At 64.1% G+C, this 23,552-nt stretch carries 25 protein-coding genes; 12 read left to right on the forward strand and 13 right to left on the reverse strand.

Annotation, left to right across the window (positions count from 1 at the left end; genetic code table 11):
- Nucleotides 1–7 precede the first annotated feature (7 nt).
- The 10 genes from H7F49_RS11935 (at nt 8) to H7F49_RS11980 (ending at nt 11,084) form a co-directional block, all read left to right on the forward strand.
- The gene (locus H7F49_RS11935; RefSeq protein WP_185683829.1) at nt 8–481 is read left to right on the forward strand and encodes a S26 family signal peptidase; all 474 of its coding nucleotides are present in this window, start codon (nt 8–10) and stop codon (nt 479–481) included.
- Nucleotides 478–1,149, forward strand: a complete 672-nt coding sequence (gene traW, locus H7F49_RS11940; protein ID WP_185683830.1) for a type-F conjugative transfer system protein TraW — start codon at nt 478–480, stop codon at nt 1,147–1,149. Before H7F49_RS11935 ends, traW begins: the two co-directional genes overlap by 4 nt.
- Nucleotides 1,146–1,412 (forward strand): hypothetical protein, encoded by a 267-nt coding sequence (locus tag H7F49_RS11945; protein ID WP_185683831.1) that lies wholly within the window; start codon nt 1,146–1,148, stop codon nt 1,410–1,412. Before traW ends, H7F49_RS11945 begins: the two co-directional genes overlap by 4 nt.
- Nucleotides 1,409–2,431, forward strand: a complete 1,023-nt coding sequence (gene traU / locus H7F49_RS11950; protein WP_185683832.1) for a conjugal transfer pilus assembly protein TraU — start codon at nt 1,409–1,411, stop codon at nt 2,429–2,431. Before H7F49_RS11945 ends, traU begins: the two co-directional genes overlap by 4 nt.
- Nucleotides 2,432–2,439: 8 nt before the next feature.
- Nucleotides 2,440–3,216, forward strand: a complete 777-nt coding sequence (gene trbC, locus H7F49_RS11955; RefSeq protein WP_185683833.1) for a type-F conjugative transfer system pilin assembly protein TrbC — start codon at nt 2,440–2,442, stop codon at nt 3,214–3,216.
- A 64-nt stretch (nt 3,217–3,280) separates the two neighbouring features.
- Nucleotides 3,281–5,359 (forward strand): conjugal transfer protein TraN, encoded by a 2,079-nt coding sequence (traN, locus tag H7F49_RS11960; protein ID WP_235982118.1) that lies wholly within the window; start codon nt 3,281–3,283, stop codon nt 5,357–5,359.
- Nucleotides 5,360–5,372: 13 nt separating this feature from the next.
- Nucleotides 5,373–5,753, forward strand: a complete 381-nt coding sequence (locus H7F49_RS11965; RefSeq protein ID WP_214647788.1) for a hypothetical protein — start codon at nt 5,373–5,375, stop codon at nt 5,751–5,753.
- The gene (gene traF, locus H7F49_RS11970) at nt 5,750–6,577 is read left to right on the forward strand and encodes a conjugal transfer protein TraF (RefSeq protein WP_235982119.1); all 828 of its coding nucleotides are present in this window, start codon (nt 5,750–5,752) and stop codon (nt 6,575–6,577) included. The genes H7F49_RS11965 and traF overlap by 4 nt, the downstream gene beginning before the upstream one ends.
- A complete protein-coding gene (locus H7F49_RS11975) occupies nt 6,577–8,016 on the forward strand; it encodes a conjugal transfer protein TraH (RefSeq protein WP_185683835.1) in 1,440 nt (479 codons plus the stop codon). The genes traF and H7F49_RS11975 overlap by 1 nt, the downstream gene beginning before the upstream one ends.
- A 26-nt stretch (nt 8,017–8,042) precedes the next feature.
- The gene (locus H7F49_RS11980; protein ID WP_185683836.1) at nt 8,043–11,084 is read left to right on the forward strand and encodes a conjugal transfer protein TraG N-terminal domain-containing protein; all 3,042 of its coding nucleotides are present in this window, start codon (nt 8,043–8,045) and stop codon (nt 11,082–11,084) included.
- Between the two features lie 4 nt (nt 11,085–11,088).
- Here H7F49_RS11980 and H7F49_RS11985 read toward each other — a convergent pair whose 3' ends face one another.
- From H7F49_RS11985 to H7F49_RS11995, 3 genes are all read right to left on the reverse strand, one after another.
- Nucleotides 11,089–11,286 carry a hypothetical protein gene (locus tag H7F49_RS11985; protein ID WP_223806774.1) on the reverse strand — a complete coding sequence of 66 codons (198 nt, stop codon included), beginning with the start codon at nt 11,284–11,286 and terminating at the stop codon, nt 11,089–11,091.
- Between the two features lie 170 nt (nt 11,287–11,456).
- Complete coding sequence (locus tag H7F49_RS11990; RefSeq protein WP_185683837.1) at nt 11,457–11,825, reverse strand: hypothetical protein; 369 nt, start codon at nt 11,823–11,825, stop codon at nt 11,457–11,459.
- A gap of 40 nt (nt 11,826–11,865) precedes the next feature.
- A complete protein-coding gene (locus tag H7F49_RS11995) occupies nt 11,866–12,531 on the reverse strand; it encodes an FCD domain-containing protein (protein WP_328806702.1) in 666 nt (221 codons plus the stop codon).
- A gap of 193 nt (nt 12,532–12,724) precedes the next feature.
- On the opposite strand from H7F49_RS11995, the gene H7F49_RS12000 reads away from it, so the two are divergent.
- Entirely contained in the window at nt 12,725–13,516 is a 792-nt protein-coding gene (locus H7F49_RS12000) for a GntR family transcriptional regulator (protein ID WP_214647789.1), read from the forward strand.
- Here the strand turns inward: H7F49_RS12000 and H7F49_RS12005 are convergent.
- Nucleotides 13,513–14,294 (reverse strand): IS5 family transposase gene (locus tag H7F49_RS12005; protein ID WP_214647790.1). Its coding sequence is split into 2 segments (ribosomal slippage): nt 13,513–13,961 and nt 13,961–14,294, totalling 783 coding nucleotides; the frame shifts between segments, so codons are not numbered across the junction. The genes H7F49_RS12000 and H7F49_RS12005 overlap by 4 nt on opposite strands.
- A 113-nt stretch (nt 14,295–14,407) precedes the next feature.
- Here H7F49_RS12005 and H7F49_RS12010 point away from each other — a divergent pair.
- Nucleotides 14,408–14,677 (forward strand): hypothetical protein, encoded by a 270-nt coding sequence (locus tag H7F49_RS12010; RefSeq protein ID WP_185683839.1) that lies wholly within the window; start codon nt 14,408–14,410, stop codon nt 14,675–14,677.
- A gap of 25 nt (nt 14,678–14,702) precedes the next feature.
- Here H7F49_RS12010 and H7F49_RS12015 read toward each other — a convergent pair whose 3' ends face one another.
- The 9 genes from H7F49_RS12015 to H7F49_RS12055 all read right to left on the reverse strand — a co-directional run bounded on the left by H7F49_RS12015 (nt 14,703) and on the right by H7F49_RS12055 (nt 22,940).
- The gene (locus tag H7F49_RS12015) at nt 14,703–14,912 is read right to left on the reverse strand and encodes a hypothetical protein (protein WP_185683840.1); all 210 of its coding nucleotides are present in this window, start codon (nt 14,910–14,912) and stop codon (nt 14,703–14,705) included.
- Between the two features lie 201 nt (nt 14,913–15,113).
- The gene (locus H7F49_RS12020; protein ID WP_185683841.1) at nt 15,114–15,329 is read right to left on the reverse strand and encodes a DUF5818 domain-containing protein; all 216 of its coding nucleotides are present in this window, start codon (nt 15,327–15,329) and stop codon (nt 15,114–15,116) included.
- A gap of 157 nt (nt 15,330–15,486) precedes the next feature.
- Entirely contained in the window at nt 15,487–16,380 is an 894-nt protein-coding gene (locus H7F49_RS12025) for a sigma factor-like helix-turn-helix DNA-binding protein (RefSeq protein ID WP_185683842.1), read from the reverse strand.
- 85 nt (nt 16,381–16,465) lie between these two features.
- A complete protein-coding gene (locus H7F49_RS12030; protein ID WP_185683843.1) occupies nt 16,466–16,822 on the reverse strand; it encodes a hypothetical protein in 357 nt (118 codons plus the stop codon).
- A gap of 15 nt (nt 16,823–16,837) precedes the next feature.
- Nucleotides 16,838–17,041 (reverse strand): hypothetical protein, encoded by a 204-nt coding sequence (locus tag H7F49_RS12035; protein ID WP_124810861.1) that lies wholly within the window; start codon nt 17,039–17,041, stop codon nt 16,838–16,840.
- On the reverse strand, nt 17,031–17,291 hold the full coding sequence (locus H7F49_RS12040; protein WP_185683853.1) for a hypothetical protein: 261 nt from the start codon (nt 17,289–17,291) through the stop codon (nt 17,031–17,033). Before H7F49_RS12040 ends, H7F49_RS12035 begins: the two co-directional genes overlap by 11 nt.
- The gene (gene mobF / locus H7F49_RS12045) at nt 17,288–20,329 is read right to left on the reverse strand and encodes a MobF family relaxase (RefSeq protein ID WP_185683844.1); all 3,042 of its coding nucleotides are present in this window, start codon (nt 20,327–20,329) and stop codon (nt 17,288–17,290) included. Before mobF ends, H7F49_RS12040 begins: the two co-directional genes overlap by 4 nt.
- A gap of 3 nt (nt 20,330–20,332) precedes the next feature.
- A complete protein-coding gene (locus H7F49_RS12050) occupies nt 20,333–22,663 on the reverse strand; it encodes a type IV secretion system DNA-binding domain-containing protein (RefSeq protein WP_185683845.1) in 2,331 nt (776 codons plus the stop codon).
- Entirely contained in the window at nt 22,650–22,940 is a 291-nt protein-coding gene (locus H7F49_RS12055; RefSeq protein ID WP_185683846.1) for a ribbon-helix-helix protein, CopG family, read from the reverse strand. The genes H7F49_RS12050 and H7F49_RS12055 overlap by 14 nt, the downstream gene beginning before the upstream one ends.
- Between the last annotated feature and the right edge of the window lie 612 nt (nt 22,941–23,552).

The following is a 23,552-nucleotide window of genomic DNA, read 5'->3' on the forward strand; positions in this document are numbered from 1 at the left end:
CTGGCTGGTGATCGGTGCACTTGCGGCGACGCTGGCGGCCAGTTCCTCGCTGGCGAGCTGGCGCGACGATCATGCGATCCTCATCAACACGACCCAATCGCTCCCCAACTGGGCGTTCTGGATCGACAAGCACCGCCGCCCGGCGCGCGGGGACTTTGTGGTGTTTGCCCCGCCGCAAACCCCGCTCATCACCGCGCATTTCGGGAAGGTCTCGCCGCCCTTTGCCAAGCGCGTCTACGGCATGCCGGGTGACGTGGTCACCCGCGAGAACGACGTGGTGCGGATCAACGGCGCTGAGGTCGCACGCCTGAAGCCGGTAAGTTCGCGCGGCGAAAGGCTGGAGCCTGGCCCCACGGGCCGCATCCCCGAGCACTGCTACTATGTCGGGACCGAGCACAAGGACGGGCTGGATAGCCGCTACGCCGACATCGGCTTCGTCTGTTTGACACGCATCATCGGCACCGGGGACTCGGTGCTGTGAGCCGCTTGGTCCTTCTATCCGCCGCGGGCGGTGCCGCGCTGCTGATTGGCTGGCCGCTGATCTCGGCAGTTCGCGCCGCCGACTATGGCCAGATGGGCCAGACCTTTCCGATCATCGAGGCCGATCTGCTCACAACCATCGAGACCAGGCTCAGGACCCTCGAGGCCAATGGCGGGATCGAGCGGCTGCAGCGCGAGATGCAGGAACAGGCCGTGGCGAGCGTGCGGCGTCCCAAGCGGGTCGATGGCATGACCCCGGCGACCACCAAGCGCGAGTGGCTGTTCGATCCCTCGATCGTCACCGAGGACGATATCGTCGACGCCAAGGGCAACCTCATCGCCGCGCGCGGCACCCGGGTCAATCCGCTCGACACGGTCCAGCTGCGCCAGGCGCTGGTCTTCGTCGACGGCGACAACGCGGCCGAACTGCTATGGGCGCTGCGGACCTGGAGCGATACGGCGGCCAAGATCATCTTCGTTTCGGGTTCGCCCTTCGACGCGATGAAGCCGTGGCAGCGCCGCTTCTACTTCGACCAGGGCGGCACGCTCACATCGAAGTTCGGGATCCGCCACACCCCCGCCGTGGTGAGCGCAGCCGGCTCCAGCCTCAAGATCAGCGAAGTGCCGCTGCCGCGCGAGGCCGCGACAGGGGGAGGCAAGAGCTCATGACCCATCCGCTCATCACCTTCCTCAAGACCCCGATGGCGGCGCCCGAGACGCGAACGTTGCGGCGCATGCGCAGGCTCTGGATGGCGCTGTGCTGGTCACTGGCGCTCGCCGTGCTGCTGCTCCCGGTGCTGAAGATGCTGCTGGGGCCGTGGGCCGGGCTTCCCGCCCTGCTGCTCGCAGCTGCGGCGATGCTCCACGGGTTCGTCTATTTCCGCGCCAAGGTGCGCGCCGACGATAGCTTAGGGCGGGAGGGGCGGCCATGATGCGCGTTCCCGCGAGATTCATGGCGCTGCTCGGCGCGCTCGCGCTCGCCTTGGCCGGAACCAGTCCGGCCCGGGCCGACACGGTCACCTGCCACGGCAAGTTCATCAACCCGATCACCGATGTGTGCTGGTCGTGCCTGTTCCCGCTGTCGATCGGCGGGCTCTCGATCTGGAAGGGCTCGCGCCCCGATCCCAAGAATCCGTCGTTTCCCCTGTGCGCCTGCGGCTCGCCGATCCCGCGCATCGGTATCTCGGTGGGTTTCTGGGAACCGGTACGCCTCGTCGATGTCACCAACAAGTCGTGGTGTTTTCCCAACCTCGGCGGGATCCGGCTCAACCCCGGTTTCGACATCGGCCACGGCCATGTCCAGGGGCGCAGCCAGATCGGCGGCAAGACCCAGAACTCCTCGCAGTGGCAGTCGCACTATTACGTCTATCCGCTGCTCTACTGGATGGAGATCCTGACCGACTTCCTCTGCTTCGAGCAGACCACCTTCGACGTCGCCTATGTGACCGAGATCGACCCGCTGTGGCAGGATTCCGCGCTGACCTCGATCATCAACCCCGAGGTCGCGCTCTTCGCCAACCCAATTGCCACCGCGGCCTGCGCCGCCGACTGCGTCGCGGCGACAGCAAAGCTTCCGATCGACCAGATGTTCTGGTGCGCAGGCTGCAACGGCGGGATGTATCCCTTGAATGGCCACGTCTCGGCCCACGTCACCCCGATCCAGGCCTCGCGGCTCGTCGCCGAGCGCATGCTCTACAAGATGCACCGCGAGGCGCTGGCCTGGGGCACGATGGGTTCGAAGGCGCTGTGCCACAAGTACCTGATGCCGGTGATGAGGAAGCAGCAATACCGGCTGCAAATGACCTCGCCCGTTGCGATGGTGAAGGGGCGCTACGCCTGCGCGCCGGTGGGTGCGGCCACCATCATCCCCCAGACCGGCAAGGGCTACCCCGTCAAGGGCGAGGACTTTGGCTACCTCGTCTGGCGCAAGCGCAACTGCTGCATGCTGTGAGGACACCCATGACCTTCGCGCGGCTCCCGCACAAATCCCGGCTCCTTGGACTTGCTGGCTTCCTCGCCCTGACCGCCGTCTCGGCCGCTCTCGCCCAAACCATCGCCCAAGATGTCGGGGGCCTCGACCTGAAGGCGATTAAGGCACGCGGAACCGAGGTCACGGCCGATGCGCAGACCCTGGTCGATGCTGTTGCGGGCAAGGGCGAAGCCCACCGCGCCGAAGCCGAGCAACTGCGCGAACAAGGCATGGCGGCTGTCGCCAACATCAATCCTGCCGACTTGCCCAAAGGGCCGGATGGCGCAGTCGACTTCGACGAACTGCTGAGCGGGGCGGCCGCCAATACCAGGACGCCGATGGGCGAGGGGCCGATGTTCATCGTCTTCGCCAGCCTGTCGATGCCCGAGGCATCGCTTTCCCGGCTGATTGCCGACACCACGAGGGCGGGCGGGGTGGTCGTCTTCCGCGGCTTTCCGGGGGGAAGCACCAAGGCCTTCGCCGAAGGGTTGAAGCGGGTGGTGACCAGCGAGGGCCAGGAGGCTCACTTGGCGATCGACCCACGCCTGTTCCGCGCCTTCAAGGTCAGTGCCGCCCCGACCTTCGTTGCCGCAGGCCGCGAATACGAACTTTGCGATGGGCTCGACTGCACGAGCTCGACACCCGATCATGACCGCATCACCGGAAACGTCACGGTCGAATACGCGCTCGAGACCTTCGCCAGCGGCCGGGGTCCCGGCGCCGGTGTTGCGCGCATTGCGCTCGCCCAACTGACCAAGGGCCAGTGAGATGGATGGGCGGGGCTTGCGCAATCGTCGGCGAACTGCGGCCCTTCTTGCCGCCTACTTCTTCATGATCACGCTGCTCGCGCCAACCGGTACACACGCACAGGTCTATATCCCGCCGCCCGACGACCTCATCGAGCCGCAACCCGCGCTTCCGCCCGCAACCGACCCCGGCGTCCCCCCGCCAGCACCCCCACCGCCTTCCGCGCCGGCCACCATGACCTGGGACGAGGCGAAGGCACAGGCGCGGGAGCTCGGATCGACGGTTCGCGGCGCCAACCAGGGGATCACCGATGCCCCGGGCGCTGCCGGGCAGATTCCGGGCTATCAGGCCAACTATCCCGGGCTCACCCAGTATTATGACAACCCCGGCAATATGTATGCTGATGGAGCCGCTGCCGGCTACAGCAGCGATGCCTATCGCACCGCCAATTCCACGACGCGGCCGACCGTCGATGTGAAGCGCAGCGACCTCTCGCGCGCCAACACGGTCACCGAGGATCCCAACGCTTACTTGCAAGGCATGAGCTCCGACGGCTCGACCGGCAACTGCGTTCCGCTGCCCCCGGGCTCCGGCGGGGCGAACATGGCCGAGTGGACCTGCAATGTCGGCTCGACGGTGGTAGAACAGCCCAAGACCTGCACCCGCAGTCTCTCGGTCTCGGCGTGGAATGAAACGCTCTACCAGTACCTGTGCGTCACAAGCCCAAGCTTTGCCGGTTGCACCTCGCTCGAAGGGAGTAGCCTATGCCGGAAAACCGGGACCTACCCGGTGCCGCAGTACAATCTCACCGTCGACTATTACGACTGCGACGGCTCCATCAGCGATCCCAACGTCTATCTCATGGGCACGGTGCCCAAGCCGCCGCCGGCCAATGCCTTCCAGGTCGTCAGCAACGTCTACCGCTGCAACACCGAAGGGATCACCGACGCGCTGACCTTCGATCCGGTGACCGGCTTCCCGCAGCAATATGTGACCGGGCTCCAGCAGTGCGGATCGCTCGGGTCTGAGCCCAGTTGCACCCGGAGTAGCCCAAGCGCCGCAGGTCTGACCGATAGGCAGCTGTGCAAGACCTGGGACTTCATCGGCGATCCTTTCGGGGGCGGGGGCTACCTCACTTGCGCCGAGCCGGCCGCCCCCGAAGAGGTCTATGCCTGCAGCTCCAATGTCGCCGGGGTCGTGCCCGAAAGCTCGGTCTCGAAGTGGTTCACCGAAACCTGGACCGACAATGCCTGTTCGGTCGACCTCGGCACCTGCACGCTTGCGAGCGAGACCTGCACCGCACCCGGAGAAACCCAGCTCATTGACGGCGTGCCGGTGACCCGGCCCTGCTGGGAGAGCACGAAGACCTACCAGTGCCAAACCGTGGTCGGCGGCGGCAACGACTGCGGCAAGCTTGATGCGACGCCCGGCTGCACTTTCGACCACGAGACCTGCCTCGATGATCCGCCGAGCAGCGACGGCTCGTGCAAGGTTGCCGAGCGGATCTACAAGTGCCCGATCCCGGGGAGCACTGAGCAGCCTGCTCAGTACATCTGCGGCGGCGACGTCTACTGCGTCAATGGCGACTGTGAGCCGATCGTGCGCGAGGCCTCGGACGAGTTCAAGGATGCGGTCGTGGCGCTGAACGCGCTCGGCCAGGCCAACGCCGAGTTCGACGAGAACACATTGACCCTGTTCAAGGGCACCGCCGAAAGCTGCGCGCACAAGGTCTTCGGGCTCGCCAATTGCTGTTCGGGAAAAGGCGTACCGCTCCTCACCCCGCTGCTGTGCAGTCCGTCCGAAGTCCTGCTTGACCAGAAGGACGATGCCGGGCTGTGCCACAAGATCGGCACTTACTGCTCGTCGAGCTTCCTTGGAATCTGCCTCACCAAGCGCGACGTCTATTGCTGCTTCCAGTCGAAGATCAGCCGCATCCTCCAGGAGCAGGGCCGCCCGCAGATCGGCAAGACCTGGGGCACACCGAAAAAACCGGTCTGCGACGGGTTCACCATCTTCGAGTTCCAGCAGCTCGACCTCTCGGTGATGGATTTCCGGGAGATCTACGCGGAGTTCGTCGATGCGGCGAAACTTCCCGACGAGGCCGCCACCCTCATCGACATCCAGACAAAGATCGAGGCCTACTATGCCGCCCACAAGCCGTAACGGCGGGGGCAGAATGCCCCCTTCAGAACCTGGCGCCACGGTCATCCCGCTCAGCGCCGTCGGCGCGCTCGCGGACATGAGCGTGGTCGAGTTCTGCCTCGGCATGGCGCTATCCCGCCGCGCGCCGCAAAGTGCGGGCGAACTGGCGGCCGAACTCTCGGCCTGGTTCGACCGGCAAGTGCGCTCGCGCGCAATAAAGGCGCCGCTCGAGGCCATGCTCGGCCGGGGCTGGGTCGCGCACGGCTGCGGCACGTACACTCTGAGCGAGACTGGCACTGCGGCGCTCACCCCGTTCACCCACGCGCTGGTGCGAATGCTCGATGGCGGTCGCCGCCTGCTCGACCTCGCTGTCTTCATGTCACTGATCAAGGAATTCGAGAGGAGCGGATCATGAACCCCCGCCATATGGACAGACGCCGCATTGCCGCCCTGTGCCTCGGCGTCAGTCTGGCGCTTAGCGGCACGGCCCCGCTTCACGCTGCCAATGAGGACGGCGTCGAGGTCAAGCAGTCCGAGGACGCGCTATACTGCAAGGAGCGCAAGCTCGGGACCTGGTTCTACTGCGAGAAGCCGAAACAAGAACCGTCCAGGACCGCGGCGGCCGCGCCCCCGGCGCGCGAGCGCCTCGCCGCGATCGGCACCCAACTCGAGGAGCTGAAGGCGCGCGCGATCCTCGAGCCGAGCCCGGAAAACGTCACTGCCTATGTGCGCTTCCAGCGCGAGCAGCTCGACCGCTCCTCGATGTTCGCCGACGTGTGGCAACGCGCGCTGTGGCAGGATCCCGGGCTCGACTACACACTCCAGCGCCCGGTCTCGACGCTCGGCAAGCGCGCGTGGATCGACCAGCGCAAGAGCGATCGCGACCGCGTGATGGGCGAACTCTCGCAGCGCTACGGGGTGTTCTACTTCTTCTCTTCGAGCTGCGGCGCCTGCGACATCTTCTCGCCGATCCTGAAAGCGGTCAGCGACAAGTTCGGCCTCGCCGTTCTCGCGGTCTCGATGGACGGCGGCCCCTCGGCGACCTTCCCCGGCTACATGGTCGATAGCGGGCAGTACGAGAAGCTCGGCATGGGCACCGAGCGGCAGGTCCCGGCCCTGGTGCTGTTCGATTCCGTCACCAAGCAGCTAATGCCGATCGGCTACGGCATCCTCAGCCAGGACGAGATCATGGACCGCGTGTTCCAATTGACCCAGGTCCAGCCCGGGAGCGACTACTGATGCGTGCGTCCCTCACTCAGGTCTCGCGCCGCGCGCTTGGCACCGTGCTCGGCGTGGCCGTCCTGCTGGCGTCGCCAGCCCCCGCCGTGGCCGGGGTCGAAGGCGAGATGCAGAGTTTCATGTCGGACATGGGAGCCCAGGCCAATGTCACCGGCCCCAGCGCCTACCAGGGCCAGTCGGCGGGCTACTATTCGATGGGTTCGGTTTGGTCGCGCTTCCCGCAGAAGAACATCCAGCCCTTCAACATCCAGTTGCCCCATGCGCGCGCGGGCTGCGGCGGGATCGACCTCTTTGCCGGGAGCTTCTCGTTCATCAACACCGCCGAACTCGTCGCCATGCTCAAGGCCACGGCCAACAATGCCTTGGGCTTCGCCTTCAAGCTCGCGATCGACACGATATCGCCCGAGATCGGCAAGGTCATGGATGAGCTAGCCCAGAAGGTTCAGCAGATGAACCAGATGAACATCTCGTCCTGCGAGACCGCGCAGGCGCTGGTCGGCGGACTCTGGCCCAAGACCGACACGGCGTCCTCGGTGATCTGCGAGGCGATCGCCAACAGCCAGGGCGCGGTCGCCGATTGGGCCCGCGCACGCCAGCAGTGCAACAACGGTGGCCAGCGCGAGGCGCTTAAAGCTGCCAATTCCGACCCGGACATGAAGGAACAGGCCGGGATGCCCAACAACTATACCTGGGAGGCGCTCGGCAAGAAGTACGGCGGCTTCGACACCCAGTTTCGCGAGTTCCTGATGACGCTCGTTGGCACCGTGATCTACGACCCGCAAGGCTCGGGCGGTAAGCCGCGGGTCCAGTTCATCGGCCCCGCCGATCCGGCGCTGATCAGCGCCATGCTCGATGGCACCTCGGCTACCCCGCACAAGTACTGGAGTTGCGGCAGCGACACGACCAAGTGCATGGCGCCCACCGAGACCGACATGGTGATCGGCCCCAACGCGGCGATCAAGGCGCGGGTCCGCACGCTGATCGAGAGCATGGCGCTAAAGGTGCGCGATCCCGGCGCTTCGCTGACTCCGGCCGAGGTCCAGCTTCTCGGCATGGCGAGCGTGCCGGTCTACAAGATCATCACGGTGAGCGCCGCAGCCGAGTTCGGCATCTCGGCCCAGGAGATCAACGACCTCTCCGAAATTGTCGCGGTCGATCTCGTCACCACCATGACCATGCGGTTCATCGACATGGCAGTGAACGCCCGCTCGGACTTCAACGGGGCGGACGCGGATAGCTTACGCGAGTGGCGCGAGGGGCTGTACGAGACCCGGCGCAACTTCCTCGGGATCGCTGCGCGCACCTCGCAGCGTTTCGACCAGACCTTCGCGCTGATCCAGCGCACGCAGATGCTGGAGAAGACCCTGCGCACGCAGCTTTCCCCGCAGATGTCGGCAGCATTGCGCTTTTCGCGCACCCTCAACCAGCAGGTCCAGTAGGCCCGCGAAGAAGGAAGGCAGCCCTCATGCTCGAGGTCTTCACGGTCGGGGGCGGCGACTACCTCGTCAACACCTTCAACGCGATCGCCGCCTGGACGGGCTCGGGCGGGTTCAAGGCGCTGATCCGCGTGTGCATGGTGATGGGGCTGATCTACGCGCTGCTTGTCACCGCCATGGATCTCGACTGGCGGGCCTGGTTTCGCTGGTTCATCCAGTCGACGCTCATCTATCTCGTGCTGATGGTCCCGACCGTGACCGTAAAGGTCACCGACCGGGTAAACCCGGGGCTGGCCCCCGCGACGGTCGACAACGTGCCGATCGGCCTTGCCGCGATGGCCTCGTTCACCAGTCAGGTCAGCGACTATCTGACCCGCACCGCCGAGACGGTCTTCGTCATGCCCGCCGCGCTTAATTACTCGACCGGCGGCTTCGTCTACGGGGCGCGGATGTGGGACAAGGTCCGCGGCTTCGAGATCCGCGATCCCGTCTTCAAGGCGAACGTCGACGGCTACCTCAAGCAATGCGCCTATTACGATATCCTGCTCGGCACCAAGAGTTTGAAACTGCTCAGCGAAGCGCCCGATCTCTGGGCAGAGCTCGGGGTCAATGCCGCGACCAACCGGGGGATGAAGTACCTCACCGACACCGGCGCGGGCACCGTCGATATCGAGGGCAAGACCTGCGCTGAGGCCTGGACGCTGATCAACAACCAGTGGGATGCGCAAATCAACGCCTACGCACTGCCGTTTGCCCACACCATGTATCCCAAGCTCACCCAGGCCGCCGCCGGGGCCAAGCTCGCCGCCGATGTACCGGTGGTCTCGCAGCTGCTGACCGGGACGGCGATGACCCGGAACCAGTTCTTCAAGCAGAAGAGCATGGTCGATGCCTTCGAGGCCGCGCAGCTCGATTTTGGTAATGCTGACGCGGATTCCTTCGCGCTGCAGCGTGCGGATACCCAGACCCGTAACGCGATGACGACCGCGGCTGAGCAAGGGCTGATCTGGATTCCGGTGCTCGGCGTCGTGCTGACCGTGGTGTTCTACGCGCTGTTCCCGATCGTCTTTCCGCTGCTGCTCTTCCCGCGCACGGGAATCGCGACGGTCAAGGGCTACTTCTCCGGGTTCTTCTACCTGTCGGCCTGGGGACCGATCTACGTCCTCATCCACTCGTTCATCATGGACCGGCTCGCCAGCCAGACCAACGCGCTTGCCGCCGGAAGCGTGAACCTCGCCAACTGGGCGGGGATCGATGCGGTCAACCAGGACGTCGCCACCATGGCGGGGTTCCTGATGATGTCAGTGCCGGTGCTGGCGCTGATGGTGATGCGCGGCACCATGTCGGTCGCGAACAACCTCGGCTCGATGCTCGCCCCGGTCCAGGCGGGCTCGGATGCGGCCGCGCTCGAGCGGACCACGGGCAACTATGCCTATGGCGACGTCAGCTACGGCAACCTCAATGCCGACAATCGCCAGATGTCGCAGTGGAACACGGCACCGAACCTGCTCGCGGGCAGCGCGCATTCGGGCTTCCGCGAAGCCGATGGCCGCATGTTCAACGAATATGGCTCGGGCAACACGGTGATCGACACCAATGCCGCGATCTCACAGCTGCCGTTCAAGCCGACCATGACGCGCGGCTACGCCACGGACCTGCGCTCTCAGGGCCAGTGGTACATGAACGAGGCCGACAAAATCGAGAATGGCACCTCGACCAGCTGGACCAGTTCGAAGGGTCGGTTCGGCAGCGCGGTCACCGCGACCAGCGACGTAGCGGGTTCGCGCCGCGAAAACGGCTCGCGCGCTTCGGACACGCACAATGTCGGCGGCAATGTGGTGGTCGAAGGCGCCTCGGGTAGTTCGACCCGCGAGGTCACCAACAACGACCTGATCCTGCGCGAGGGGAACAGCAGGAGTTCTGGCGATTTTGCAAACCGCACATTCGGATCCTCCGCCAGCCTGACAGGATCGGGCACAATCGGGACGCCCGGCAAGGATATTGCAGGGAGTGGAGCATCGGCCACGCTGCAAGGCTCTCTTTACGGGCGCAAGGAATGGGGTGACGACGCTCGTGCAGGAACCGAGCGATCGGCAACAAACCAGACCACCCGGGGGACCGACAAGTCGGACGAGACCAGCAACCGCGTGGTCGTCAGCGGCTCCAGCGGCGATGTCCAGTCGTCGGGCACCTACAACCAGAGTTCGGATTACACCGATCATTCGCGCTCACGGACCAGCACCGATGGAACCGACTGGCGCACCTCGGAAGCCGAGGAACGGCGGGCAGCTGCCGCGCGCTACCGCGAGATCGGCAGCCGGATGATGTCCGAAGCCAGCTACGCCGAGAACCATGGCTTCCAGATCTCGAGCGACATGTCGAACCTCATCCAGGATCGCTACGAGACGCTCCAGCGCGAGCATCCCGAATGGCACCTGCCGGACCTGTCCAATCCGCGGCTCGACTACCGCGACGCCTCGCGCCGCGATCAGGCCATCGCCTATCTCATGGACGATCTGATGGGCGATCTTCGCGCGCACCGGATCAACGAGCTGAACGACGTCGCGGGAATTGCGGGGTCAGGAGCGCTGGGCTCGAACGGCGATCTTGGCATGCCGGGGACGCCGCGCCTGCCGTCTGGGACGGTTGCCCCGGCGCTTGTGCCTTCACCGCTCGAAGGGGGAACGCTCATGGCTGTTCCCCATGGACCGGTCGATGGGGCAGCCCTCGCCAAGAACCTTGGCATCAAGGTCAAGCCCGGCGCGCGCCTCGGTCACATGGACGGCGCGCTGGCGCCGGCGATGGGCGTGGTCGCCGAAGAAGCGCGCTCCCTTGGCCTTCCCACGCCAGTGGTGACCTCGGGCAATGACAGCACCCAGCACAAGGCTGGGTCGGCCCACTACGACGATCGCGCGCTCGATTTTCGCGGCAACAACATCTCGAACGAGCAAGGCGAGCAGTGGGCGGCGAAGGTCCAGGGCCGTTTGGGAAGCGCCTATGCTGTCGACTTCGAGCGGTTTCCGGACGACCCTGCCAGGGATCACCTCCACGTTGCCAAACGTCGAAGCTAGAAGCTCACCCGAAAATGTTGGACTGCCAAATGAAAATGGCCACGAACAAGGCCATCATGACAGCGAGTACCAGTCGCAAATGCGGGATACCTCCCGCATCACCTTCACTGTACCGGGGAAATTGAATACCAGTGACCGGATCGCAGTCCGCGCCGCGACACGAGATCGGCATTCCATCCAGTCCGTAGCGATCATGGTCCATCGAGGGTCTCCTCGCCCTGACCATGATTACCCCGAACGGACTGTCTTTTCAATCATGTGCCAGGACCAATTGGAGCCCCCCGCGCCACCATCGAACCCTCTCACCCTCTCGCAGCGCCAAGGCGCTGAAGAAAGGGAAACGGATAACTCGGCCCCTTCAAATCCAAAGGTTCAGGTAGGATCTTTGGGCAAATGCTGCCGGTAGCGATCAGCTGTAGCCGCAAGCCTGGCGTCAAGGTGAGGAATTTGCCACTTGCGGGTGGTGTGTACATTGGCGAGTGCGTCGATGTTCATCAGATAGGTGAAGACCTTGTTCGTGATCTCAATCATCAATTCGCGCATCTCGGCATCGGAAATGCGGGAGAGGTTCGTCCAGGGAATCTCTCCATAAGGGGACACAACCTTTACGTCGGCATAGTCGCCGGATTCACTGGCGGGGAAAATGCCGGAATGAAGGTTTTCCAGTTCTGTGTTTCTCACGCAGAGCTGGACGAGCGAGAGGGCGACCTGGCGCCATTCTTCTTCACCGAGGGTTTGCATGGTTTCGGACTCCGCAGGGCACACCCAGCACGGCGGTTGGTCACCCGCCGCCCTCGATGCCGAATGACATTGAAGCGAGCAGGCTATCCGCCCCAGAAGGATAGCTCTCGATCTGCGCTTCCCCGGCCCGCCAGATCTGGGCCCCGGCTTGCTCGAGATGGAACGCCGCCGCATCGCGCGCGCGCAGCGTATCGCCCGCCTTCATGTAGTCGATGAGCCGCTCGTGCTCAGCGAGCGAACTGCGCGCCTCGTCGAGCTCGAAGTAGTTGGCGCCGGCGATCCACACAGCAGGTGGAATCGCCTTGGCATAGCTCGCCCAGGCCGTCTGATTGCCGCCAAGGCGGACCAGTTCGAGGTGGAACTGGTAGTCGAGGTAAGCGCCGCCGAGCAGGTTCGCAGGCTCATCGGCATCGAGGCCGCGCAGTGCCGCTTGAATCGCGGCGAGGTTTGTGAAGTCGGTTGTATTGGCATGCAATGCGGCCTCTGCCGCCGCCATCGCATGGATTGCGCCAGCAAGCGCCAGGTGTTCGACGATGCGATCGATGGTCCAGTCGATGATCGTGTAGCGGCCGTGGTCCCGGGCGAGGAGACCAAGGTCGAGAAGTTCATCAGCAAGTGAGAGTGCCCCGTCCTCCGGTAGATCATCGAGTCCGGGTATCTGGCTTGCGTGGTCGAATCTGCGCCGTTTGCGGGGCTCGCGCAGCACGGCAAAGACGCGCGGTGCAGGGCAAGTAATCCCTCCAAGCGGCCTTGGCTTTGACCTTGTCACCTTTTGTCCGCCCTCCGACATCGCATCCTTCGGATAGTCCGAACCATCCTGATTGGAAAATTCTAAAGGGTTTGTGCTATGTAGCCAACATGCAACGGGGCGGGACTGCTTTCCCCTTGGGGACGATCGATTGGCGAAGGCGCAATCTCTTGTCGAAAGGATTTTCCTCGAACTGAGGTTCGGGGTGCTTGCTGCCCACTACCTGCCTGGCCAGATTATCAGCAAGGACCAGGTCTGCGAGGTATACGACTGCCGCCCCGTCATGGCCGCCGACGCGCTCGGCGCGCTTGTCGCGGAAGGCTACCTGTCCCGGCACGGACGCGGCGAATTCACGGTACGGACCTGGACCAGGGCCGAAATCACAGACCTGTATGACATGCGCGCCTCGCTCGAGGCGATCGCAGCGGCCCGCGCCGCCGAACGCGCGAGCGAGGCGCAGATTTCCTGGCTCCAAACCCTGGTGGGCAATGCGGGGGATGTATCTGCGACCGATCCCGACGATCTCGAGCGCGTCACGCTTTCTAATCTCGAGTTTCATCTTGAGGTCAGGAAAATGGCGAGGATACCGCAGCTTGCGGAGATGATCTGCCTCGTCCTGCCCAATGCGCTCCACCGGCTGATCGTCTGGTCACAGCGCGGCGAGGATGGCGAGCACTCGGCGCGCACTCACCGCAAGATTGCTGCCGCAATTGCCGAACGCTCCGCATCGATGGCCCGGCTGCTGATGCGCGAGGACGTCTATTCCTCGCGCGAGGCGGTTCTCGCCGCGATCGACAGTCTCGCGGCGCGCGACGCGCCTCCGGTCGCCAATATCCATCGAATGGACCAGACGATCGCGATCAATGGCCGCACTTTTGGGCAGGGAACGCGCGAGCCCGCAGCCGATGGCCGGACGATCGCGTTTGGTGCGCCACTGTCCTAGGCGGCGTGGACAAATTTGAGCCAGTATCGGGCGGTGGCGAGATGGACCATACCGAGGAAGCTGCTGGCCAGTTGATCATAGCGGGTGGCGATGGCTCGGTTGATTTTGAGATGGCCGAACATACGCTCGATGCGATTGCGCTGCTTGTAGAGCGCCCGATCATACTCGATCTTCACCCGGCGGTTTGACCGGCCAGGGATGACGGCCTTGATCTTTCGTTCGGCCAAATCCGCGCGGATGGCGTCGGCGTCATAGCCTTTGTCCGCAAGGAAGGCGTCGGGTGCCTGTTCAGGCAGGTCGATCAAATCATCATAGGCCTTGCAATCTGCTGCCTCGCCGCCCGTCAGGTGGAAGGCGACTGGTCGTCCAAGGGCATCAGCCAGACAGTGAAGTTTACTGGTGAACCCGCCCCGCGAGCGGCCAAGAGCGCGTCGATGAGTCCCCCCTTTCCGCCCGCTGCCGAGACGTGGGCGCGAACGGTAGTGCTGTCGATGCTGTAGTGGCCACTGTCCGCCATTATCTCGGCCAGCGTCACAGCGACTGTTTCCCAGACCCCGGCTTCACTCCATCGCCGGAACCGCCGATAGATGGTGTTCCAACTGCCATATTTTGGCGGGACATCGCGCCACGGCGCTCCACAGCGGAGCCGCCAGAGAATGCCGTTGATGATCGAGCGGTTCTGTTCAGGGCGCCTGCCTCGACCACGGTTCTCAGGCTCGATCGGCAGCAAGCCCTTCAAAATGCACCATTCCGCTTCGGTGAGATCGCCCCTGCTCAAGCCTGCCTCCCAAAAAGCAGCCTTGAATCAACCCTTGGCCATCTCGTCAATCATTTCGACTTCCCTTTCTGACCAGCTTCCCGATAAGTTCGTGGAATAGGGAGCATCGGTATATGTACCGCATCACACTGGAATGCCATGATGTGCCCGCCGATGCCGGTGACGAGGCCGCACGCGACATCACCGAAGCGTTTCGGCTTCACTATCCGCACGAACACAATGTCAGTTGCACCTTTGTGGGCGGTAAACTGAGGTTGGTCGCCGAGAACGACTACGATCCCGAGGGGCTCAATTTGATGGACGAGTTCTCGGACAACATCTGCGCCTACGTCGAGCCCTTCGACGGCGACCTCAAGTTGGTGAGCGTAGAAACGCTCCCCTGAATTTGTCCACGCCGCCTAGCCACGCCTAACTTGCCGGTGAATCATCCGCCTTGAACATGAAGCCAGAGGTTCCGGACAGTCCCGTTCTGTCGCACACGAGCTGGTCCAAGACGCTCGCCATGATTGTTGCCGCCTGTTCCAGACCGGCCGCTTCAAGCGTATCGAGCAAGTCCCTGGCATCGCTGATGATGATTTCCAGCGCATTCCGGCTGATCGGAAGCCGCTCAATCGCCATGGTCGTGCCCCGAAATCCCCTGTTCACACAAGTCTTTGTTGAGACGGGACTTTCTGTCAACGCTTCAACACGTAAATTGCCAGAATAATGTGTCGGGAATGGTGGGACCTGCGTAGTTGCCCATAGTTCAATGAGACAGGCAGTTCGAAATACAGGCCGTTGGCCCAATCGAACATCGTCCATTTCGTCGCAGCATGGAAGTTATGTTTCACCTACCAGATAGTCGACATCGATCCGGTCGATCTCGACGATGCGCCCCCGCACATTGACCCGCCCCGCGAGGCCATCGGGCACTTGCCCGTCAGCAAATCCGAGCCGCCAGCGCACACCGTCATCGTCACGCAGAATCGGGCCGCGAGGACCATGCTCGATGGTGCCGACGATCGTATTGGTTGAAAGGCGGCGATTTTGGTTCATTACTTGTAGCTTGGGCATTCATTTTGGTGAAATTGTTGATCCGCACCCCGATCGGAAACCGCGCATTCCTAACGTGGAATCATGAAACCCCCAATAGCAAGGAAAGCATCCACGTCCCGCCATTTTTCAGATTGTATGATGTCCTCGGATTTCGATGTCACCGCTGCAACCGGCGGAGTCTATGCTCCCGCTGGTGGTAACTCCACAGGTAGACGGGGCAGAACAGCAGGATGAGGCCAGAGAACCAGCGAACTATCGCTGGCGTCCCGTTCTGGAAACGGGGCGGCGTTGCCACGACCAGGCCGTGCAGGAAGGTCTGAACCGGATCGCTCAGGCCGGCGGCGGCCACCAAAGCAGCGAAAAGCATGTAGAAGAAACCGTCGCCTCGTCGGATGCGTTCGGGATCGACCGGAAAGTCGCGCAGCATGACCGGCAGCGTCATTGCAAGGCTGAACCCGAGGAAACCCCCTCCGCAGCACAGCAGCAATGCCCCCGCTACGCCAAGCTGCGCCGCCACTTGATAGACAATGGTCGTGTTGAGGCCAAGCGCCGCGACGTAGGCGCTACAAAGCACTGACAGAACGATACCTGAGACCAGCGGTGGCTCTTGCGGTGAAGGGTCGTGCCAGCGCTCGATGCGAACCTGTCTGTTTGGTGTCGCCTTCCGTACCGGCTGTTCTATCGCGATTGCAGGTGCCACAACACGCGAAGGAGGCACCGGGATCGGCTTGCTCGTGATCCCAGCCCGAACTGCCCGTTCAGGAAAAGCCCGGCAGGCGTACCACCGCAGGCGCCGCAGCGCCTTCATCTCGATGCGCCGCACCGCTTCCTTGCCAATATTGAGATCCTCTCCAATCTCGCAAAGGGTGTGCTCGCCAAGACCGCCAAGACCAAAACGCATGCGGATGACGCGTTCCTCGCGAGCGGAAAGCCGGGGCAGGACGGACTGTAGAAACTGGTGATCGATCAAACGGTCGATTTCTTGCGCTCTTGGGGGCCCGGGCATGTCATCGCTGAGGCTGGCAAGCTCATCCTGGTCGTAGATGTCCATGGGTCGGGGCATGGTGGGTGCTCCTGCCAAAAGGCAAAGTTCGGCGCGGCCCGGTGGGAGGTGGCCCGGACCGCGCCGTTTCCGATCAGGCGTAGTGCGGCCGTTCGACGCATTCGATGCAGTCGACCTTGCGCTCTTCGCTGACGGAATGGTGATGACCCGGAGCCGCCTTGTCCGGACAGTCCGAACAGAGACCATTGGCATCCTGCTGGGCGCGAGTGGCCGCGTCCTTCAACTTCTGTTTGCGCGCCTCGAGTGCTTCGCGCAGCCGGGCGAGGGTCGCCCTGGTCTGTTCAGGGCTGGTCTGTTCGGAGGGGCCCCGGCGATCGAGCAGGCTCTGGATCAACGTTGACGCCGCCGCCCTGGGAGCGGGCTCGGCGGCGAGGGCCGGGGTGGCGGCCGCCGCAAGCATCGGGGCGAGCAGATAGGCATAACGTTTCATGGCTAGTCTCCTTGTTCAGAAAAAGCCGGTCCCGCGGCCATATGAGAGGTCGCCGCGTGACGAATCCCCGAGCGCCGACCGGCGCACGCTCAGGGTGACGCCCCGCCTTCCGCGGGCGCGGAAGTGGAGATCCTGGGGATCGATGTTGTTGCGTTCCGCCCATTCCTGGGCATCGCGCTCGCTCGGAAAGTCGCCGACTTCCTCGTGTTCATAGGCCATGGTCGCTCTCCATCGGTTCGCAGTCGGGCGGTTCGGGATCGGCATCGGGCTTTGGATCCGGCGCAGCCGGCGCGAAGAACGCGACCGCCGCTGCGGCAAGGGCGACGGCGACCATTGCCAGAATGACCAGGCCGCGCGCCGCAGGCTCGGGCAGGACAAAGGCGAGGACGGCGAGCCAGACGAGCGTGGAATGCGCGCGGTCGAACACCCGGGCTGCCGCGGCCGGGGCGAGGGCGGGGAAGCGCCTCACAGGTCGAGCCCCAGCGACTTTTCCGGACGCAGTTGGCGCACCGGGGGTTCTGGGACTTTCCCAAGCACCGCATCGAGTTTGGCCTTGAGCTCGGGGCTCATCCTGAGTTCGGGCAACTGCCGCGCGTCGATCGGATTGTGATGGCGTGGTTCGACCTCAAGCTTGCCGGTCACCTCGAGCGCAGAAGTCTTGTTCCCGGGCGTGCGGTCGAGCTGCTGCTTCAGCCCCTCGAGATTGTTGGTGACGACCATCATATCGTCGGTCGCGCGGGTGTTGAGCACGTTCTGCGTGCGCTGCGTCGCGAGATTGCGCTGCGATGAGGAGATGACCTCGATCGCCTCCGGCTTGGTCATACCCTGCGCCATGTGGGCATTGAGCGCGTAGCCGAGGTCGAGCCGGCGCAGCATCGGGTCACCGGTCGCAAGCACCAGTTGCCGCTTGTCGGCAAGCTCGACCCGCACGCCTTCGGGGCGGGCCTCGAGCACCGTCGCATAGGTCGATTTGGCAATGTCGCGGGTTCCATCCTTGTCGCGCCAGAACACGGTCTCGCCGTCATGGATCTTGAGCTCTCTCTGCTCGTAGAGCCCGATCCGGTCGAAGCGGTGATCGGGGTCGATGCGGGTCGGGTCGATGACCTTGCGCCGTCCTCCCGCCTCGAGCACCACCTTGCCGTCCTTGCGGATCTCTCGGACCGCGTACTCCCCGCGCTTCAACCCCAGTTCGCGCACGTCCATCCGCGCGTCGAACACCTGGCCGACCCGGTAGGTCGAGGCAAAGCGCAGCTCCTCGCGCGTGGTATTGGCGCTCTGCAGAGTGGTTAGCGTGCGGCCCGGACCGGTGAGGGTGCCTTCCTTGAGCAGCCCCGCCTGGACCCTCGCGTTGATCTCGGCGCGGTCATCGCGCCCGGCGGTGAAGATCGCGGTCGCCTCGCGCTTGCCGGGGCTGAGCGACAGCCACAGCTCGGCCGCGCGGGCGACGTGATCAGGTCCTGCCTCGATGACCCGGCCGTGCGCGGCAAGAAGATCGAGCGCGAGGCTGGCATGGCCCTCGTTCGAGAGACCGGCGACGGCCAGAAGCAGGGGCGAGTTCTTCTGGCGGATGTTCTCGTCCATCCGCACGGTTGCTTGCCCTGCGGCCTGGCTCACGGCGAACATCTTGCCCTGTTCGATCGCCGACAATTGCTGGCGGTCGCCCATGAACGGCGCCTTGGCAAGATCGAGCTGCTCGGCGAGCGCGGTCAGCCGCAGCATGTCGCGCGAGGAGACCATCGAGCTTTCGTCGGTGATGATGACGGTGTTGGCGAGTGCCGCCTTGGCGGCATCGAAGCGCTCGCCCGATCCTGCGGCCGCAGCCCCGCCATAGGTGCTGAGAAACTTCGCGATCGTGTAGGCCTCGATCCCTGCCTCGCGCATCTGTTCGGCCGACATGCCTTGGCCGCCCCCGCCGCGCAGGTCGGCGACCATCTTGTTCTGGAAGGCAAGCCCGACGAGCTTGATGCCTTCTTGCCCGAGCACCCTGTCGAGCGCGCCGAGCAGCGTCGACTTGCCCGCACCCGCCACACCCTGGACATTGAGGAAGCGATCGCTGCCAGAGAGGATCGCGACGCCGGCTGCGAGCTGTCCCTCGTTGAGCTGCCAGGTATCGACCCCGGCGCGGGTCTGACCGAGTTCGCGCGCCGCCTCCTGCAGCCGCGCCATCGCAACTTCAGGCGGCATGAACGCCCGGCCCTTTCCGGCCCCGGCATCGATGCGGTCCAGAATCTGCTGCTCCATCGCGAGCGCCGCCGGCGTCGTCACCAGATCGAAGTGGCCATCGAGCCGGTCCGACTTGCCGGGGATCAGATGGCCGTCGCGAATGAGTTCGCCGATCCGCTCCACCACAGCGCCGCCTTCGAGACCCTTGATCTGGAAACCCAGCGCCGCGCTCAGGATCGCCTGCGGCGAAAACGCCGCCTCGCGCTCGGACAGATGGCGGATGGCCGACGCGGTGGCATGCTGCGCCTTGATCGTGCCGGCGGGCAAGAACAGGGCGGCCGTGCCGCTCACCGCGAGCGGGCTTGGCGTGCGGAGCGCCGCGCCGATCCGGGTCGACACTTCACCAAGCGCAGCGGTCGCGGTTTCGCGGAAGGTAGGACGTGCCTGCAAGGCGGCACGCTCACGTGCCTCAGCAACAAATGATTTCCCGTCAAAGCCGAGTTCCTGCGCCCGCTGCTGCCAACTTCCGGTCAGCGCACCGCGGTCATCGACAGCGAGCTTGGGGTCGCGGGTGTAGAGCGTGATCTGCTTTTTGGTTTCGAGCCGCGTCGCACCCGTTTCCGCGATCTTGGCCTCGATCTCGGTGGTGCGGGTCGAGAACGCCTTGATCACCTCGCTTGGCACGCCCTTGATCTCGAACGAGCCATGTTTGCCAGCGGCCTCGGTTTCGTAGCCGAGCTTCTGCAACTGGGCGCGGAAGGCGGCATGGTAGAACTGGCCGATCGTCGTGTTGTTCTTCCAGATCTCGCCGTTCCACAGCGCCTTCCATGTCCCCTTCGGATCGCGCGTCAGGTTGGCGACGACGGCGTGGATATGGCCCTGCGGATCGAGCGCACGGCTCGTGTCATGGGCGAAGAGCGCATAGACGAGATTGCCGGTCTTTTGCGGCTCGCCGCTGCGCGAGCGATCGTAATTGCGGCTCTCGGCAAACTGCTTCTCGACGAGCTGCGTCATCGTCGATTTGACGGCTGCAAGATGCGCATCGAGGATCCGCTTGTCCCCGCTCACAAGCGCCAGGATCGAGGCGGACTTCGGCATCGAGAAGGTGAGGTCGAGACCCAGGCGCCGCCCTTCGACCTGACCCACCATCTCGCCGTCGGGAAGCTGCCCATTGAGGATCGCCTCGAACGCGCCCTTCTCGACCTCGCCTTCGAGCCCGAGTGCGCGCGCACCTTCGCCGCCCCAGACCCCGGCTTCCGCGTGTTCCTGCTCGGTGTAGTAGTTGTCGTTGGCGAAATAGGCGGCGGCCCCGCTCGAGGACCTGACGGATGCGATGGAGTGCATGGCTTACATCTCCGGTCCGTCGTCATGGGAATGCGAGCGATCGTCGATCTCGCGTGCAGCTTTGGCGCCGCGCTCGGTGGGCTTCTCGTCCTGTACGGGGTCATTGAGTTCGCGGGTCACGCCGGCGCGCTGCGCCGCAGCCTTGGCCGAGGCATGATCCGCGGCCTTGTCCGGCGGTTCCTGTTCGCGCCCTCCATTCCGCTCGCCCTGCGGAGCCTGCTCGAGCCTGAAGGCCATCTGCTTGCCCACACTGGGATCCTGTCCGGGAACCTGGGGCGGGTTTTCCGGGGCGGGATGCTCCGGATCAGCCTGCTCGGATGCAGGCGTGCCCGGACCGGTTTCGGGCTCGTCGCCACGCAATTCACGCTCGGGCTCGCCGCGCGGTTCGCGGCCCCCGACTTGCGTCTCTTCGGCGTGATCTACCGGCGGCGGCACGAACTCGATGGGCTGGACATTTTCACGCAGGACATAGCCTTCGGCGACCTTGGGCCAGTCCTTGTAGGTGAGCTTGATCCGCGCCGCGTCGAAGCCTTCGGGAAATACCAGGAAGCCGCGCAGCGATGGCAGGCGCATGATATCGTCGGGAAGGACCAGCGGCTGCACTTCGGAGCGCGGCGTGATCGTCGCCGCGTCGCGGATGTTGGAATAGCCGTAGCTGTAGGCCTCATCCATCATCCTGACTTCGCGGTGGCCGATATAGTCCGAACAGTGCTCGGCGGTGTCCCGGTCGGCGGCCGCGAGAATCAGCTTGGTACGCGCGAGCGATGCAAGGTTCTGCGCCCCTTCCTTGCCGTAGGTCTCGGCCAGCTTGGCGAAGGAATGGATGCCGAGCACGAAGGCACCGCCAAAGCCGCGCGCGGTCTGCAGGCCGTCCTCGATCGCGGGCAGACGGTGGAGCGCATGGACCTCGTCGAAGAAGAACCAGGTGCGCAATGACCGGGTTCGCGGCAGGCGCATCAGCGTGTGGACCGCGAGGTTCATCCAGAGCGAGAGCAGCGCCCGGTTGAGGACCAGTTCGTTGTGCGAGGAAGTGATGAACAGGATCGAGCCGGGCTTGTCCTGGTGCCGGATCCAATCGCAGATCGAGAAGGGCTCCTTGCCCTCGGGCAGGAACAGCAGTGCCTGGGCATTGGTGTTGAGAACCGCGCGGACGGACTCGGCCATGCGGGCGGCCACCGGAGCGGTGAGCGGCTCGGCAATGGTGTTGCGGAGCAGCTCGTGGACCTCTTCGAGATCGGCCATCATCAGCCGGTAGGCAAGCGCGGCATTGGTGGCCTGGCCGATCTTCATCAACTGTACGCAGGATTGCACGAACAGGGTTCGCGCTCCCAGCATCCAGAACGGGTCCGCACCGCCGCCATCGGTCGGCAGGATGGCTGCGGCGATCGCGGTGAAGTCGGCGTAGTTCTTGCCCTCGTCGAACAGCGACCAGCTTGGGCAGCGCTCGTCCATCGGGTTGAGGATCGTATCGGTTTCGGGGTTGTAGAAGGCTTCGACGTAAGCGCCGGTGAGGTCGAACACGACCGCCCGGTCGCGCCGCCTGCGCATCTGCGCAATCATGTCCCGCATCTGGGTCGTCTTACCCGTGCCGGTCGAGCCGATCATGATCGTATGGGCTTGCTCGGTGCGCCACGGAAACGACACGCCTGCGATGTTGTAGACGTGGTGGATGCCCGCGTCCTTGCGCTCGGCGAAGCTCATTTTGAGGACGTCGTCGAGCGTCTTGCCGGGCATGCGTTCGGTCACTTCCTGCGCCAGCGCGGCGCGGTTGTGCTCGTTGATCACGGCGGAAAGATCGGCGGCATCGACCAGCATGGCGCCGCGCTGGTGGCGCTCTTCGAGGATCGCCTTGCCGCGGCGGTGCGAGAGATTGACGAACCAGATCGAGATCGGGATTGCGATGAACAGCGAGATGAACAGCGAACCCCAGATCGCGCGCATCAGCTTGTTCCAGGCTATGACCACATCAGGATGCGAGGCGATCATGCCGATGGGGGCGGGGATGACCTCTCCGGAGGGGAGGGTGAGGTTCAGGATCTTCTTCGGATTGAACTCCATGAAGCTCCATCCCGCCGCGTAGATCCGCATCAGGATCATCTGGATCTCGTGCTCATGGAGCAGCAGAGCGAGGACAATCGAGAGGGCCAGCAGGAAGGTGAAGAACCACACCAGCAGCGGCATCTTTGCCGAGGCAAACCACATCAGGAATTCGTGGGTGATGAGCTGCGAGCCGCGGGTGAAATTGCCGGCGTTGCGCGGCATGCTTCCCCGCGCCGAATGATGCTTGAGCTGACCCGGACGGGCCTGATCGGACCAGGTGTCAGGACGCCGCATAAAGCGCCTCCACACGGCGGTCCGCTTCCGCCATCAGGGCCTGGTGCGCATCGGGAAATTGGCGCTGGATGAGCAGGTCGATTCCGAGGAACAGATACTCGGACGAGAACTGGCGCCGCCGCTCGGTTTCGGTACTGCCGTCGATGGTCGCAAGGTAGAGGGTCAGCGCATTGCGCAAAATGATCGAGGGCGTCAGCCCGCGCGCCGCCTGGACCTTCTCGACACCTTTTGCGAGTTCGCGCGGTATCCGTACCGTTATCCGGACTTCATCAACCATACCCAGACCCCTCGTGGAGGCCTGGTGGGAATTGCGCGGGCCCCTTTTAGGCCAGCATGGGCCGTCTGGCAATCGCGCAGCGGTGCGGTGCCCTGTGTCGGACAGCGTCGGACAGCAAAATGGCAGATTTCTGCGGCTTTGCGGGATGGTCCGACACAGTCAGACAGGCGGCGACATCGCAAACACACGCATTTCCGCCATTTTTCCTACGGTCCTGCCGTGTACGGTCTGCATCCTTCCCCCTTGATCCCGTAGCAGTGATGGCTCGCGGGTTTGGTGGTTTTTCGCGAATCCCAAGCTGGCCTTTCAGGACGGGCGAGGGCGCTGTGCCCGGCGTGAATTGCACTCGGAAATCGGTGGCGATCTCAGCCCCGTAACATCAGGGCTTGCCAAACAGGGGAGGGGTCATGATCCTCGCGCGCGGGAGGTTTCAGCACCAACCACGAGGTATCATCATGGCCAGGAAAGGAAGCCTTGAAGCGGAACTGTCCGTCGTCAGAACATTCGGCACAACTCGCGGCGTAGATTAGCGGAGTGCGGGCCTCGTCTGGGGGTTGATATTAGGCGGCGAGCTTGCGGTGCTGCAAGCGCCGATGTTCGATGGTCTGTTGC

The organism is Novosphingobium aerophilum (genome assembly GCF_014230305.1).
GTDB classification, from domain to species: Bacteria; Pseudomonadota; Alphaproteobacteria; order Sphingomonadales; family Sphingomonadaceae; genus Novosphingobium; species Novosphingobium aerophilum.

Excerpts from the sequence above, each read along its gene's own strand:
- H7F49_RS11945 (WP_185683831.1), top strand. The coding sequence starts at position 1,146 with ATGACCCATCCGCTCATCACCTTCCTCAAGACCCCGATGGCGGCGCCC.
- traU (WP_185683832.1), top strand. The coding sequence starts at position 1,409 with ATGATGCGCGTTCCCGCGAGATTCATGGCGCTGCTCGGCGCGCTCGCG.
- trbC (WP_185683833.1), top strand. The coding sequence starts at position 2,440 with ATGACCTTCGCGCGGCTCCCGCACAAATCCCGGCTCCTTGGACTTGCT.
- traN (WP_235982118.1), top strand. The coding sequence starts at position 3,281 with ATGATCACGCTGCTCGCGCCAACCGGTACACACGCACAGGTCTATATC.
- H7F49_RS11965 (WP_214647788.1), top strand. The coding sequence starts at position 5,373 with ATGCCCCCTTCAGAACCTGGCGCCACGGTCATCCCGCTCAGCGCCGTC.
- traF (WP_235982119.1), top strand. The coding sequence starts at position 5,750 with ATGAACCCCCGCCATATGGACAGACGCCGCATTGCCGCCCTGTGCCTC.
- H7F49_RS11975 (WP_185683835.1), top strand. The coding sequence starts at position 6,577 with ATGCGTGCGTCCCTCACTCAGGTCTCGCGCCGCGCGCTTGGCACCGTG.
- H7F49_RS11980 (WP_185683836.1), top strand. The coding sequence starts at position 8,043 with ATGCTCGAGGTCTTCACGGTCGGGGGCGGCGACTACCTCGTCAACACC.
- H7F49_RS11985 (WP_223806774.1), bottom strand. The coding sequence starts at position 11,286 with ATGGACCATGATCGCTACGGACTGGATGGAATGCCGATCTCGTGTCGC.
- H7F49_RS11990 (WP_185683837.1), bottom strand. The coding sequence starts at position 11,825 with ATGCAAACCCTCGGTGAAGAAGAATGGCGCCAGGTCGCCCTCTCGCTC.
- H7F49_RS12010 (WP_185683839.1), top strand. The coding sequence starts at position 14,408 with ATGTACCGCATCACACTGGAATGCCATGATGTGCCCGCCGATGCCGGT.
- H7F49_RS12015 (WP_185683840.1), bottom strand. The coding sequence starts at position 14,912 with ATGGCGATTGAGCGGCTTCCGATCAGCCGGAATGCGCTGGAAATCATC.
- H7F49_RS12020 (WP_185683841.1), bottom strand. The coding sequence starts at position 15,329 with ATGAACCAAAATCGCCGCCTTTCAACCAATACGATCGTCGGCACCATC.
- H7F49_RS12025 (WP_185683842.1), bottom strand. The coding sequence starts at position 16,380 with ATGGACATCTACGACCAGGATGAGCTTGCCAGCCTCAGCGATGACATG.
- H7F49_RS12030 (WP_185683843.1), bottom strand. The coding sequence starts at position 16,822 with ATGAAACGTTATGCCTATCTGCTCGCCCCGATGCTTGCGGCGGCCGCC.
- H7F49_RS12035 (WP_124810861.1), bottom strand. The coding sequence starts at position 17,041 with ATGGCCTATGAACACGAGGAAGTCGGCGACTTTCCGAGCGAGCGCGAT.
- mobF (WP_185683844.1), bottom strand. The coding sequence starts at position 20,329 with ATGCACTCCATCGCATCCGTCAGGTCCTCGAGCGGGGCCGCCGCCTAT.
- H7F49_RS12050 (WP_185683845.1), bottom strand. The coding sequence starts at position 22,663 with ATGCGGCGTCCTGACACCTGGTCCGATCAGGCCCGTCCGGGTCAGCTC.
- H7F49_RS12055 (WP_185683846.1), bottom strand. The coding sequence starts at position 22,940 with ATGGTTGATGAAGTCCGGATAACGGTACGGATACCGCGCGAACTCGCA.